This window comes from Haladaptatus sp. CMSO5 (assembly GCF_036689885.1).
Taxonomy (GTDB): domain Archaea; phylum Halobacteriota; class Halobacteria; order Halobacteriales; family Halococcaceae; genus QDMS2.
In genome coordinates, this window is the sequence record NZ_JBAHVW010000001.1 from 1,140,225 (window position 1) to 1,152,989 (window position 12,765).

The window sequence follows — 12,765 nt, forward strand, 5'->3', positions numbered from 1 at the left end:
ACATCATGCGATCTGATTTCCTCCCTGCAGCGACTCCGGCAGCGGGCGATAGGTCGCGGGCACGCCGAGTGCGAGCGTTCGCGGTGGCACGTCTTCGATGACGAGCGCGCCGGCGGCGACAAAGGACTCTTTTCCGACGGTGACGCCGGGAAGAATCGTCGCGTTCGCGCCAATCGACACGCCGTCTTCGAGGGTCGGTCCGACGAGGTCGAACTCCTTTCGAATCGGGTACATGTCGTTGGTCATGGTGACCCCCGGGCCGACGAACACGTCGTTGCCGATGGTGGTGTTCGTCGGGATGTAGACGTTCGTCTGCAGGCTCACGCGCGAGCCGATGGTCGTCTGCCCGTCGATGACGGTGTTGGTTCCGACGAGCACGTCATCCCCGATGGTCGTCCCCTCGCGGATGAGCGCGTTGTGGCCGGTTCTGAGATTGTCGCCAACCGTGACATCGGCGTAGATGTTTGTCCCCGCGCGGATGGCCGCGCAGTTACCGATGGTCGTTGGGCGCTTGTGTACGTCGTACGCGGTGGCGAGATAGACGCCATCCTCGATACGGCAGTGATCTCCAAGCTGTACTTGCTGCGGTGCCGGCTCCCCCGCATTCACCGGCTGACTGTTATCGTAGCTGTGACTCATAACTCCCTGCCCTCCCCCCGTTTCCACGATACCCCGTGTTGGTGGTGGGCTTGTTAGTTGAATGCCTCTTTTCGCGCTTTGTTATTCAGGTACTGACCATCGGAAGTGTGGGATTTATTTGCGGAAAGGAATGACAAATCGGGCGTACTGTCCTGCGATTCCCGAATATATCGGTCGTTAATCTGCTCAGTCACGCGGGGCAGACCGCTCGCGGCGTCTCCGGCCCGAAAGCGAGAGTCCCGGGCGGCCATCGAGGAGCCAGAGCCCGAACGCAGCAAACAACAACCCGAACTCGAAGATGAGGTAGGCTGTGGCTTCCGGCGTTCCAAGCACGTCTACGTACTGGCCAAAGTAGTAGAAGAAGTTCGCAAGCAAGCCTTGGCGCGTACTCGACTCGACCTGAATGAGCGGCCAGAAAAACGAATCGAACTTCGGCGGGCGGCCAAGCGCAAGCGGATACAGGGCGTCGGCCGGCAGGTGAAGCAGGTAGCCAACGCCGAACGCGGTTCCCACGTCGCGCCGCCCGCGAAACAGCGCGACGATCCAGACGAGCGTGACCACCGGAACGGCGATGAGCACCGAATGGGCAAGCGATGTGCCACTCGGGAGGATGGCGAACGTCCAGCCAAGCGGTTTGTCGATCAGGTCTGGGAACTGCGAACCGAACGCTACGGCGAGTGCGGCACCCGCGGAGGGGCCTTTGCGGTGGGTGAGTCGAACGGACAGTGAATAGACGAGATAGCCAACCGCGAGGTGTTCCCAGGGCCACATGCTCAAGCAGCCTCAGTAACCGTCACCCAGAGATAGAGTTGCCGGTAGGCGTTTGCCTGCGTCGGCGTCTCCGGGGCGTCCCCCTTGTAGAGGAGGTACGCGATTCTGAGGTCCTCGCCCGTCGTCTCGGGCGTCACCGTGTGTGGGGCGACCCAGCGGTCGCCGTCCGCGACTGTCTCTGAAAATCGATCGAGTTCGGCGGTTCCCGTCACCTGCCCGGCGTCGTTTACGCGCTGTATCTGGACGACGACGGTGTACGTGACTGATCCTTGCTCGTAGTTCGAAACGGCGAAGACGAGGTTAGCTGGCTCGCCGCGAACCAACTCAGTCGGATAGCCTCCAGCGATGAGCTGGCCGTTTTCCTCTGCGAGTAACTGGAAATCCGTGTACGATTCGCCTGATTCCGGCGCGATGAGCGCGAAGCCAAGCCCGGTAAGCGACCCGGCGATAGCGACCACCAACACGAGCGTGATGGCGACATCGACGGAGTCGGTTTGCTGTCGCCAGCGGTGAATCGCTTCGTACTGTTCGTGTGGGACGACTGCAAACCGGACGGCTTCTGGCACGCGCAATCGGCGCAACGCCCCGAGCAGCGAGAAGCCAATCGTCAAAAACGAGACGGCGGTGACGAGCGGTCCAACCGAGAGGCCGAACGCCGTCTGCGAGATGAAAAACGCGGTGAGAACCACGACGATGAGGCTGAACGCGACCGAGAGCGCGAGGCGCTCTGCGGTGTCGAGACTCGGCACCACGCGGTCTGTGGCCGCCGCCTCGTCGTGGCGGTAGACGTGTCCGGGAAACGCAACCGTCGTCAGGGCGAAGCCGGGAAGGAAGGCTAACGCAAGCAACGAAAGGAGGATACGAACCGGCGATGCCGCGTCGAGCAGGATGATCGCCTGTGAGAGGAGGACGAGAACGATGACGATGCTCACGTCCCACGGCAGTCGGCGGTCGCTCGTCTCTTGGCCGAGGCCGATGCTCAACGGTTTCATCAGCTCCCTCTGGCCATCGGTTTCCCCCCACTCAGACCGTGCGTCTCCTGACTCATTTGTCTGTTACACGCGAGGAATGTGCTTTGTTAGTCGGCAGCTATCTGCCCGCTGGCTGTGGCTACTGGCACTGAGACGGTTTTTGGGAAAAAGCGGTCGTGTCCGTGTATTACTGCGATAGGAGTGTTCGAACTGTGACAGCCCGCGGACAGTCTGTCGCTCCTATGTTCTGGTTACATCACGGCGCTTAGGTACTGGCGTTCCCATTCGCGGCGCTTTTCGATGAGGTCTTTCCCCCGCTGGGTGATGTTGTAGTAGTTCGTGCGCCGGTCGATTTGCCCCTTCTCTACCAGCTCCTTTTCGACGAGCGTATCGAGATTCGGATACAGCCGCCCATGGTTAATCTCGCCTACGTACTGCTCGAGTTCTTCTTTGATCGTTTGCCCTGATGGCTTGTCCTTGCCGTTTATGACGTACAGCAGGTCGCGCTGGAAGCCAGTCAGTTCGAACATCTCCATTGACATGTAGAGCATATACTGGCGCTAGGGATTTTGTTATCCACCCGTGAATGTCTGTTAATTGCGAAACACTATTCGGGTTGTATCTGCCCGCTGTCGTGTAATACATGCTTTCTTGTACAGGTTCTTGGCAATCTGACAAAACGTCTGCTCGCGGCTCAATCGGGCGAATTGTGGCCATAGAGGACGAATAGTGTGTGCTTGAATCCCCCAGAACTCAGCGATTAGGAGATACCTGTTCTCGACGTATCATTAATCGGTGGTTTATAACGACTCTGTAACAAAGATGGTCGCTCAAGTATAGTTGGTTGTTCGGGCACATGATGCACACAAGGGTGGGCAGGGATGTCCGTGGTCGCTCTCAGGAGCTGAACATGTCACAGACGACGGATACACTCTCAAAAGATAACATATTCGAGGTATTGAGCAGTTCTCGGCGTAGATACGTCATCTACTACCTCTACTCGCACGAGGGAACAGCGGAGCTGAAAGATTTGGCGACACATATCGCAGCGTGGGAAAGTGGTGAGCCACTCGACGCCATCACTGACGAAGAGACCAGACGAGTCTACATCTCACTCTACCAGACGCATCTGCCCAAGCTCGCAGAGTTCGACATCGTTCGCTACGATAGCGACGCCAGGATTGCAGAACTCACCCCGAAAGCAGACCAGCTGTCTCGCTATCTCGACTCAGAGCCAGCGCCGACGCTTCCGTGGCCGCTCTACTACGCGGTGCTCTCGGTCGTGAGTTTGTTCTTGCTCGTCGGGCTGTGGCTGCAGTTTCCACCGTTCGATTCGATGAACGGCACCTCTGTGGCGTTCATCATTGCGATTGGTGTCATCGGCATCACGGTCGTCCACTATCTCTACACGCGCCAGCGCGGGGGCAAGGATTTGTCCTCTATTGAGTCGTTGATCGAATGACCAACAATCGAGAGGATCTTTAGGTCGAGAGTAACTAATGTGGCAGCTCTCGTCTTTGTTTTCCATGATTTCACAATGGGTGGACACTGTCCCCAAAGCCTGTGCATACATCACCCGCGAGGTCGATGGCTGCCCGCAGTTGCTCGTGTTCCACGAGGCTGCGGTTTCTGGCCTGCAAGTCCCGAAAGGCACCATCGAACACGCGGAGTCGCCGTACGACGCCGTGCTCAGAGAGGTCGCAGAAGAAAGCGGCCTCACCGACTTCTCGGCCATCCGCCCGCTCGGTGCAGATACGTGGACGCGCGAGAAAGCAGACCGTCTGAAACACTATCGTCGATATTTCTTCCACCTTGAAGTAGACGAACCGCGCGACGCCTGGGAGCACACCGTCACGGGCCGGGGCGAAGAGGTCGGTGACGTATACTCGTACTCGTGGGTGCCACTGCCGACCGATGCCGCGTTCCGACAGAACCTCGACGCACAGCTCTCGAGGCTCGGCTAACGTTGGTCTGCGAGGCGTACCGTGTTTTCGTGGTGGGGTGTAATCGAAATGTGGCCGCTACTGTGGACGCTCACCTCGTAGTTTTGGATTGAAAAGTGGATGTATCCAGAGCCACGCGGTCGCCCGTCCGGTTGGGAGTGAAACAGGCGGTCAAGGGCGTCAGGGTCGATGACGTCGTTGAGCGGGCCAAGCTCGCTCGGCGATTGCTCACTAATCGACGTGAGCGCATCCATGATTGTCGTTCCGATTCCGCCGTTGCCCGGTTCGTGGTAGCTGTGATACGCGTTTGCGTGTTGCTCGTGCAACGGTACCGTTCGGTTAGCAGTTTGGTGTGAGTCCATCGTAGGTGGGGTGAAATATCGAGTGCTCAGATACGTGGTCGCATTGTGGTGACTGCGGGTTTTCTACATTCGCTTGTGCGTTAAACCAGTATATAGTCATTCGGGTTTTGCTGGCATATAAATACCATATCGTTTTGAAATGCTGAGTGTCAGGAATATCTAGATGGGCGTTCTAGAGGTAGTGTGTTCGGGTTAACCCCTATAGTGGTTCAAATACCATACGTCCGAAATCTGGTATATTTGTCTGGCAACCGTCCGGTGGCCACATCGTTTAAGTACGACTTTCTGCGCAGTTTCCGGCACACATTGCCTACACCGGGGGCTGTCTGGTCGTCGATCGCCGGAAAATCGGTCGTCGGTTACTTCGCGTCTTTCGCGCCGCGAACGGTCGCTTCGACGGCATCGACGCCCTCGTCGTGGACGAGGTCGCCAACGATGACCGTATCGGAGACGGACGCCATCTCGTAGGCGGCGTCGTAATCACCGATACCCCCGCCGTAGAACAGCGTCGCGTCGTCGAGGGCGTCGTGGGCTGCGTTCACCGTTTCAGGGTCACCAAGCATGCCCGAGTACTCGATGTACACGATTTCTTGGCCGAACATGTGCTCTGCCACCTCGGCGTAGGCCGCCACGTCGTCCGGTTCAAGGTCGCAGTTCGCTTGGGTGTACTCAGCGACAGAGGAGTCAGGGTTGAGGACGATGTAGGCTTCGGTCGTCGTCATCTCCCAGTCGATGCTGTCGTCTATGCGCACCCACTCTTTGTGTGCGCCGGTCATCCACGTCATATCGCCCGCGTTGAACACGACTGGGATGAGATAGCCGTCGAGATAATCAGAGTGGACGACTGCCCCGGCGTGACTCGGCTCGATGTAAAGCGGCGTGTCGTACTTCCCACAGGCATCGACGACGCGAGACATCTTCTCCTCGGTCATGCCCGTCGTGCCACCGATTTCGATGGCGTCGGTTCCCGTCGCACACACGTCTTCGAACGTCTCGCCGTCGGCGAGTGTCTTGTCTGGGTCGAGCTTCACGATGTGGTCCCAGTCATCCCACGGATTTCGCATACGCTTTCAAATCCGATGGCTGACTAAAACCCCTTCGGCCTTAGTCTGCTTGGGCTTGCCACTCGCGGACGCGGTCTGCGCTCACGCCCTGTACCTGGTCTGCAACGTCTTCCGGGCTGGCGTTTTTGAGGTCGTCGAGACTCTTGATACCTGCCTCTTTGAGCTTGTCTGCGGTCTTCTTTCCAACCCCCGATAAATCTTCTATGTCTGTCACTTCGTTGCGCGACTTGTACTCCTCGTAGTTACAGATGGGACAGCCGAGTTGCCACGGCTCGTCGCCGCTGTGGACGACGAGTTCGGGCAAGTCGTGTTCCTCACAGCGCTCTTCGGTGACCTCAATCTCGCCGCGTCGAGGGAGCGGGAGCGAGTAGTCACAGTCTGGATAGCGGGTACAGCCGACGAGCCGCGACCCCGTCCGCAGGCGTTTGATGGCGAGTTCGCCGCCGTGTTCCTCGCCACACTCCGGGCAGACCCCGATGACTTCGTCTTCCTGTTCGTCGGCCTCGTCTGCCTTACACTGGGGGCAGCCGTGGACGAACGTCTGGCGACCGGCGAGCATCTTGACGTGGCGCAGCTCGTGGTCTTCACACGTTTCATCTAAGATGAGCGGCTTGCCCGTCGAAGGCAGTGGCAGCGTGTACGTACACTCGGGATAGCCGTCACAGCCGACGAAGTAGGAGCCGCGTCGGGAGCGGCGCACCAGCAGGTCGTTGCCACACTCAGGGCATGGTCCGAGCGTTTTGTCCGCCTTGAGCGACTTCTGGATGTGTTCGCCAATCTCCTCACGGGAGGCTTCGAGCTCCTCGAACACCTTTTCGAGCATCTCCCGCGATTCGGTGGTCACCTCGTCTAAGGTGGCCTCGCCGCGGGCGATTTTCTGCATGTCGGCTTCGAGTTGGCTCGTCATCTCCTCGGTGACGAGGTTCTCCGCGTAGTCTTCGCCCGCTTCGACCACCGCCATGGCGAGGCGGGTCGGACGCGGCGGGTCGGATTCGACGTAGCCACGGTCGTACAGTTTCTCTAAGGTTTCGTGGCGCGTCGCCTTGGTGCCGATGCCCATCTTCTCCATCGTCTCGATGAGCCGTGACTGACCGTATCTGCGTGGCGGCTGGGTCTGTTTGTAGTCGTTTCGCACGTTGCTGACCGCGAGTTCTTCGCCTTTGTCCACGTCGGGGACGAAGTTCTCGTTGGTCGAATAGTACGGATAGACGGCGTGGTAGCCGGGGTCGAGCAGGCGTTTGCCGTTTGCTTTGAGGCTGAGGCCTTCTGCCTCCGCGACCACGCGCAGGTGCTCCCACTCCGCGGGGTCTGCACACGTCGCGAAGAAGCGCCGAACGACGAGTTCGTACACTTCCCACTCTGCCTCGCTGAGTTCGGTCGGCGTCGGAATCTCTCCCGTCGGGTGGATCGGCGGGTGGTCGGTCGTCTCGCTGTCGCCGCGCGTCGGCTCGATGGATTCGACCTCAAGCAGCGATTTCGCGTCCTCACCGAAGGTGCGGTGGTTCTGGAACGTTTCCAGTAAGTCGCGCACGTCCAGGTCGTTCGGGTACACCGTGTTGTCCGTCCGTGGATAGGTGATGAACCCGGAGGTGTAGAGGTCTTCTGCGATGCTCATCGCCCGCTTTGCCGAGTGGCCAAGCGACCCCGCCGCGCGGATGAACTGCGTGGTGTTGAACGGCGCTGGCGGGTCGTCGGTGCGCGTCCGGCGGTTGACCGACGTGACCGTCGCAGCCGTCACTTTCTGGAGCGTCTCGAACACGTCTGCTGCCGTCTGTTCATCCCAGACGCGTTCTGCTTCCGTGCCGTCCTCTGCCTCGTAGAAGTACTGCGCTTCGAACGCCTCGTCGTCTTTGGTGAGGTCTGCGAACAGTTCCCAGTAGTCTTCGGGGTCGAACGCCTCGATTTCGCGCTCGCGGTCAACGATGAGTTTGAGCGTCGGACTCTGCACCCGGCCGACGCTGATGAAGTCGTTGCCCAGCTGTCGGGCCGAAAGCGAGAGGAAGCGCGTGAGCGCTGCGCCCCACACGAGGTCGATAATCTGGCGCGCCTCGCCGGAGGCCGCGAGGTCGAAGTCGAGGTCGTCGGGGTCAGCGAACGCGTTGGTGACCTCGTTTTTCGTAATCGAGGAGAAGCGCACACGCCTGACGGGTACGTCCTCGTTCACCTCGCGGACGAGTTCGTAGGCTTCCTTGCCAATCAGTTCGCCTTCGCGGTCGTAGTCGGTCGCAATCGTGACCGTGTCTGCCTTCCGCGAGTAGAGGCGCAGGGTGCGGACGATGTTCTCTTTGGTCGCCGTTTTGACGACCTGTGCGCCGATGAGTTCGACCGGTTCGACGTCGCGCCAATCCGAGTACTCAGGCGGGAAATCCACGTCCACGACGTGGCCGGACAGCCCGATGACGCGCTTGTCGGCCCAGCGATAGACGTTGACGCCGTGTTCGCGCTCGACGCTCGCGTGCTCGCCGGAGAGAATGTCGGCAATACGCCGGGCGGCGATGTCCTTTTCTGTAATTATCAGCTCCACGAGGGGACACCCCGCGAGATTGCAGTCATTACCACCGACCTACGCGCAGGTCGTTTCTATACTTTTCGCCGTAAAACCGCCACACAGCGCCCGTGCGCGTCGTGCGCTTGCGCACGCGAGAGTGAGAATCGATTGCCTCTTACCCTATGGTGCCAAAGCCGCGGGCATGGACAAGGGAACCGTCCGCGTCCTCGAATTCATCGCGGCGCAACTCGTTCTCATCTCGGTGGGCGTTCACCTCTTTCTCGGTATTCCCCGCGTGCTCGTCTACTCCCGGCCGAGTGCCGTCTCCTACTACCTGAACTCGGCGGCGTTCCCTGACCCACGCCCCTTCTTGTTCACGGTGTCCGCCATCGTCGTCCTCGTCGGCCTCTACGCGCTGTTCAATGGCCTACTCGACCGCAAGCTGCTCTACCTCCTCGGCATTGCCATGATGTGCACCTACATCGGAAGCTGGGTGCTTTGGCACACCGTCATCAACCACGGCCAGGCGTTTCTCGCGGCGGGCGGCCACACCCACGGCGGGGGCATCCTCACGACGGTCATCCAGCACCTCGTGGAGGTTCCCTTAGACGCCGCCTCGAAACTCTCTGAAGTGGGCGCGGCGCTCATCTTTGGCCTGCTCTACTGGAAAACGGATTAGGGTTCGGTGGCCATGCCGGTGTCGCGCGGCTCGTAGGTCTCTTTTGCCCGCTCGTAGGCCGATGAGACGTTTATCTCGCCGTAGCCGCTCGCCGCATCCACCCCGTCTCTATCGATGTCGGTCGCGGAATCGGTGAGCAACGCGGTGATTTCGTCGCTCGACAGGCTCGGATACGCGGATTTCAACAGCGCGGCCGACCCAGCGACGTAGGACGCAGATACTGAGGTTCCCGCAGAGACGCCCGCAATGTCGACGCCGCCGACACCACCCGGCGCGACGAGGTCAACGCCGGGGTCGCCCGCCGCGGTCGGCCCGCGCGAACTAAACGCGGCGACGGTGCCGTTTTCGCTCGCCCCCACGGTCACCACCGACGGCGTGGTTGCCGGGGCAGCGAGGCTTCCCGGCGCGGTCGCATACGAGAGCGTGTGACTGGTCGAAAACAGGTTGAGCGTCGCGTTCCCGGTGGTGTCCTCGCCGTAGATAGCGACGTAGTACTCGCCTTTGGGCACCACCACGGAGATGCGCTCGACACCGTCTGTCCCTCGACTGGTCGATTTGGCAACCACGGTGTCTTGGCCGCCGGTCTCACGAAGCAAGTAGAGGTCGTAATCTTCGCTCGTGTTCCACGTCAGCGTGAGGTGAACTTCGCCTCTGACGGGGTCGCCACCGGCGAGCGCGTTGCCTTCGACGCCGTCTGCAAACGCGACCCACGGCTCGTCTGTCGGCTGTAATTGCCCTTGCCAGTGGCGCTCTGCGTAGTTTCCGGCGGAAGTGACGAACAGCACCTCTTCGCTCGCGCGGGCAGCGATATCGTTGATTTCTGACTCGCGCTCCCCGTGGTCGAAGTAGCTGCCCGCATCGAGGATGATGTCCACCTTTGCGTCGAGCAGCCACGTCACCGCCGCGTCGTATTCATCGGAGGTGGTCTCGGTGCCCACATCAGCGAGATACAGCGATGCATTGGGGGCGGTGTCCGCGACGATGCTCGCAACCGCCGTCCCGTGGGCGTCTACAGCGGGCGGCGAGTCTTCTGTCGAGAACGTCCGATACGCGCCGACAGAATCTGCGATTTCGGGGCTGCTCACGCGAAAGCCCCGGCCGACGATACCAACGGTCACGTTCTCACCGGTGATGCCGTGGCGGTGTAACTCGGTCGCGCCAATCGTCTCGACGCCTGCAGCCACGCGATTTTTGAGTCGTGGCATGTGCGGTTGGCTCTCGATGAGGATGGTTTCGGTACTCGGGTCTCGAGAGAGCATGGTAATCTCAGAGTACGGAATCGAGCCGTGGAGATACTGGCTACCTTCGCGCTCCTCTACGCGCTCTATCTGGAGGCTATGGCCCGTTGGCACTGGTGCGCCCTGTTTCAACATCACGACGACTTGCGCGTCACGGTCTACCTGCTCGTGGCGAAACTCCTCTTCGACGGGGCGAAGCTGCTCTTCGAGTTGCGCAAGTCGCTCCTGACTCGGCCCGTCGAACTGGTCGCCCGTATCGAACACGAAACCGGGAGCGACGGCGACAGCCACCAGTGCGAACACCAGTACAAAAACTGCAAACTGCCCCCCGCGCTCCCACATACCTATACCCCTGTTATTAATCGTTAAATTCTTTCTCTTTTAGGTGTGCCCCGTTCGTTGACGTAGAGCCAGCCCGCGACGAGCGCGAGGACGAGCGCGCCACCGGCGAAGAACAACGCGCCGGGTGGCACGGCGTCGAAGAACGACAGCACACTTCCCGACGACCCGACGGAGTCGGGCACGCGCGGAAGGCTGCCGGGGCTGCCAACGCCAACGACGGTCGTTTGGACGAGCAGTTGGACGAGCAAGCTGGCGACGGCGAGCACGCCAACGGCGGCGAACAGCCGCTTTAACGAGTCGACGAAGCCGTCTTTTTTCTCTTCACGCCCGACGAACACTACGAGCGGTTCCTGTGCCGGGGCATAGACGTTCATCTCACGACCCTTTGGCGAATAGCGCATGTCCGCGACGCGAATCAGCCCCGCGTCGTCTAAGTTGGTGAGGTGATGGCGTACGTTCTGGAGCGAGGTTCCCACGGAATCGGCCAGCTCAGAGGCTGCCTGTGGCTCTTTGTGGAGCTCCGTGAGAATCGCCCGTGCCGTCTCGGAGGCGAGCGACGATAGCAGGTCACCCGCGTCCTCGTTGTCTAGCCAGAGCGTTCGCAGCTCGCCCTCTTGGTTCGAGAGAGCATCGCTGTCGGAGGGCATCAACCCTGACATTGTCATGGATACGATGTGGAGCCATATTAAGCCCCATTGCCACCCGTCTGTTATCGTGAACGTTCGCCTCAGGCGTCGAGGCGCTCGCGTAACAGCTTATTGACGGTTCCGGGGTCTGCACTACCGCCGGTTTTCTGCATCACCTGGCCGACGAGGAAGTTGAGCGCGCTCCCCTCGCCGCTGTGGTAGTCGGAAACGGCGTCTTCGTTCTCCTCGATGGCCGCTTCGACTGCCTGCTCGACTTCGCCCGTGTCCGCTTTGCCGAGGCCTTCTTGCTCGACGATGGTGTCGGGGTCTGTGCCCTCGTCGAGCATCGCGCGGATGACGGTTTCCTGGGCGTGTTTGACCGTGATTTCCTCAGTATCCACGAGTTCGATGAGCCGCATGAACTCGTCTAAGCGGTCTGCAACGTCCGTAATTGCCATGTCGCGGTAGTTGAGTTCGCCAAGCAGGTTGTCCGCGACCCACGTCGCCGCGAGGTCGGGGTCGAACTCGGTGGCGACCTTCTCGTAGAAGTCTGCCACCTGCTTCGTGGAGGTGAGTTTAGAGGCGGCTTCCCCAGAAAGGCCGTACTCCTCTTGGAACCGTTCGCGGCGGGCGTGTGGGAGTTCTGGGATGTCGAGTTCTGCTTTCCAGTGGGCGACTTGCAGCGGCGGCAGGTCTGCTTCACCGAAGTAGCGGTAGTCTTTTTCCTCCTCTTTCGAGCGCATCGAGACGGTGATGCCGCGCGATTCGTCCCAGTGGCGGGTCTCCTGTTCGACCTCGCGCCCGCGCATGACGGCGTTCTTCTGGCGGGTGACTTCGTAGGCAAGTGCCTTCTCTGCACCCTTGTGACTGGAGATGTTCTTCACCTCGGTGCGGTTCGCGGCGGCGAGGTTCTCGTCGCTAATCGACCCGTCGGCTTCGACCTTGTCCGCGCCGATGAGCGAGATGTTCGCGTCGATGCGCAGCGAACCGTCGCGCGTGGAGTCGAACACGCCGAGGTAGTCGAGCACTTCCTCTAGCTTCTTCAGGAAGGCACGCACCTCGCCCGGCGAGCGGAAGTCGGGCTTGGTCACGATTTCCATGAGCGGCGTCCCCGCGCGGTTGTAGTTCACGAGGACGTAGTCTGCGGTGTCGATGGAGCCGCCGACGTGCTGGAGGCTGCCGGGATCTTCCTCAAGGTGGGCGCGCTCGATGCCGATGACGCGCGCGTCGCCTTTGACGTTCACTTCGAGTTCGCCGTCTTGGCAGATTGGCGCGTCATACTGCGTAATCTGGAAGTCTTTGGGCAGGTCGGGGTAGAAGTAGTTTTTCCGGTGGAAGGTGGTCTCCTCGGGAATGGTCGCCTTCAGCGCCTTGCCGATTTTGACGGCGGCTTCGACGGCTCCCTCGTTGAGGACGGGCAGCGCCCCCGGGAGGCCAAGACAGACGGGACAGGTGCGGGCGTTCGGCTCAGCGTCGGCCGCGTCGGTCGAACACCCACAGAAGATTTTCGTGGCAGTCTCTAGCTGGACGTGGACCTCTAACCCAATCACGACGGCGAGGTCCTGCGTCTCGGCAGCTTGTGCGGTCATTAGCCGCGATTTGACGGCTGGCGGCTAAAGACTAACGGGAACGGCCGGCCGCC

At 60.5% G+C, this 12,765-nt stretch carries 13 protein-coding genes; 3 read left to right on the forward strand and 10 right to left on the reverse strand.

Annotated features, from left to right (window positions below):
* Positions 1-3 precede the first annotated feature (3 nt).
* From V5N12_RS06020 to V5N12_RS06035, 4 genes are all read right to left on the reverse strand, one after another.
* Positions 4-639, reverse strand: a complete 636-nt coding sequence (locus V5N12_RS06020) for a DapH/DapD/GlmU-related protein (RefSeq protein ID WP_332898249.1) — start codon at positions 637-639, stop codon at positions 4-6.
* 186 nt (positions 640-825) lie between these two features.
* Positions 826-1,410: a metal-dependent hydrolase gene (locus tag V5N12_RS06025; RefSeq protein WP_332898250.1), complete on the reverse strand. Its 585-nt coding sequence runs from the start codon at positions 1,408-1,410 to the stop codon at positions 826-828.
* Between the two features lie 2 nt (positions 1,411-1,412).
* A complete protein-coding gene (locus V5N12_RS06030; protein ID WP_332898251.1) occupies positions 1,413-2,402 on the reverse strand; it encodes a DUF1616 domain-containing protein in 990 nt (329 codons plus the stop codon).
* A gap of 230 nt (positions 2,403-2,632) precedes the next feature.
* On the reverse strand, positions 2,633-2,911 hold the full coding sequence (locus tag V5N12_RS06035) for a PadR family transcriptional regulator (RefSeq protein WP_332900075.1): 279 nt from the start codon (positions 2,909-2,911) through the stop codon (positions 2,633-2,635).
* 428 nt (positions 2,912-3,339) lie between these two features.
* On the opposite strand from V5N12_RS06035, the gene V5N12_RS06040 reads away from it, so the two are divergent.
* On the forward strand, positions 3,340-3,843 hold the full coding sequence (locus V5N12_RS06040; RefSeq protein ID WP_332898252.1) for a DUF7344 domain-containing protein: 504 nt from the start codon (positions 3,340-3,342) through the stop codon (positions 3,841-3,843).
* A 64-nt stretch (positions 3,844-3,907) separates the two neighbouring features.
* Complete coding sequence (locus V5N12_RS06045; protein ID WP_332898253.1) at positions 3,908-4,345, forward strand: NUDIX hydrolase; 438 nt, start codon at positions 3,908-3,910, stop codon at positions 4,343-4,345.
* Here the strand turns inward: V5N12_RS06045 and V5N12_RS06050 are convergent.
* The 3 genes from V5N12_RS06050 to V5N12_RS06060 form a co-directional block, all read right to left on the reverse strand.
* The gene (locus V5N12_RS06050; RefSeq protein WP_332898254.1) at positions 4,342-4,650 is read right to left on the reverse strand and encodes a HalOD1 output domain-containing protein; all 309 of its coding nucleotides are present in this window, start codon (positions 4,648-4,650) and stop codon (positions 4,342-4,344) included. The genes V5N12_RS06045 and V5N12_RS06050 overlap by 4 nt on opposite strands.
* Positions 4,651-5,045: 395 nt before the next feature.
* Positions 5,046-5,750, reverse strand: a complete 705-nt coding sequence (locus V5N12_RS06055) for a phosphoglycerol geranylgeranyltransferase (RefSeq protein ID WP_332898255.1) — start codon at positions 5,748-5,750, stop codon at positions 5,046-5,048.
* Between the two features lie 40 nt (positions 5,751-5,790).
* Positions 5,791-8,274 carry a DNA topoisomerase I gene (locus V5N12_RS06060; protein WP_332898256.1) on the reverse strand — a complete coding sequence of 828 codons (2,484 nt, stop codon included), beginning with the start codon at positions 8,272-8,274 and terminating at the stop codon, positions 5,791-5,793.
* 166 nt (positions 8,275-8,440) lie between these two features.
* Here V5N12_RS06060 and V5N12_RS06065 point away from each other — a divergent pair, with 166 nt between their 5' ends.
* Positions 8,441-8,917, forward strand: coding sequence for a hypothetical protein (locus V5N12_RS06065; protein WP_332898257.1), 477 nt, complete (start codon positions 8,441-8,443; stop codon positions 8,915-8,917).
* On the opposite strand, the gene V5N12_RS06070 is transcribed toward V5N12_RS06065, so the two are convergent.
* The 3 genes from V5N12_RS06070 to gatB form a co-directional block, all read right to left on the reverse strand.
* Positions 8,914-10,497, reverse strand: a complete 1,584-nt coding sequence (locus V5N12_RS06070; protein ID WP_332898258.1) for a S8 family serine peptidase — start codon at positions 10,495-10,497, stop codon at positions 8,914-8,916. The two genes, V5N12_RS06065 and V5N12_RS06070, sit on opposite strands and share 4 nt — an antisense overlap.
* Positions 10,498-10,520: 23 nt before the next feature.
* Positions 10,521-11,144, reverse strand: a complete 624-nt coding sequence (locus V5N12_RS06075; protein ID WP_332898259.1) for an ArsR/SmtB family transcription factor — start codon at positions 11,142-11,144, stop codon at positions 10,521-10,523.
* Between the two features lie 80 nt (positions 11,145-11,224).
* Positions 11,225-12,712 (reverse strand): Asp-tRNA(Asn)/Glu-tRNA(Gln) amidotransferase subunit GatB, encoded by a 1,488-nt coding sequence (gatB, locus tag V5N12_RS06080; RefSeq protein WP_332898260.1) that lies wholly within the window; start codon positions 12,710-12,712, stop codon positions 11,225-11,227.
* Positions 12,713-12,765: the final 53 nt, after the last annotated feature.

What these genes read in the sequence shown, in the direction of transcription:
- V5N12_RS06070 (WP_332898258.1), bottom strand. Translation starts at nt 10,497, where the DNA reads ATGTGGGAGCGCGGGGGGCAGTTTGCAGTTTTTGTACTGGTGTTCGCA.
- V5N12_RS06065 (WP_332898257.1), top strand. Translation starts at nt 8,441, where the DNA reads ATGGACAAGGGAACCGTCCGCGTCCTCGAATTCATCGCGGCGCAACTC.
- V5N12_RS06075 (WP_332898259.1), bottom strand. Translation starts at nt 11,144, where the DNA reads ATGCCCTCCGACAGCGATGCTCTCTCGAACCAAGAGGGCGAGCTGCGA.
- V5N12_RS06020 (WP_332898249.1), bottom strand. Translation starts at nt 639, where the DNA reads ATGAGTCACAGCTACGATAACAGTCAGCCGGTGAATGCGGGGGAGCCG.
- V5N12_RS06025 (WP_332898250.1), bottom strand. Translation starts at nt 1,410, where the DNA reads ATGTGGCCCTGGGAACACCTCGCGGTTGGCTATCTCGTCTATTCACTG.
- V5N12_RS06045 (WP_332898253.1), top strand. Translation starts at nt 3,908, where the DNA reads ATGATTTCACAATGGGTGGACACTGTCCCCAAAGCCTGTGCATACATC.
- gatB (WP_332898260.1), bottom strand. Translation starts at nt 12,712, where the DNA reads ATGACCGCACAAGCTGCCGAGACGCAGGACCTCGCCGTCGTGATTGGG.
- V5N12_RS06035 (WP_332900075.1), bottom strand. Translation starts at nt 2,911, where the DNA reads ATGTTCGAACTGACTGGCTTCCAGCGCGACCTGCTGTACGTCATAAAC.
- V5N12_RS06055 (WP_332898255.1), bottom strand. Translation starts at nt 5,750, where the DNA reads ATGCGAAATCCGTGGGATGACTGGGACCACATCGTGAAGCTCGACCCA.
- V5N12_RS06030 (WP_332898251.1), bottom strand. Translation starts at nt 2,402, where the DNA reads ATGAAACCGTTGAGCATCGGCCTCGGCCAAGAGACGAGCGACCGCCGA.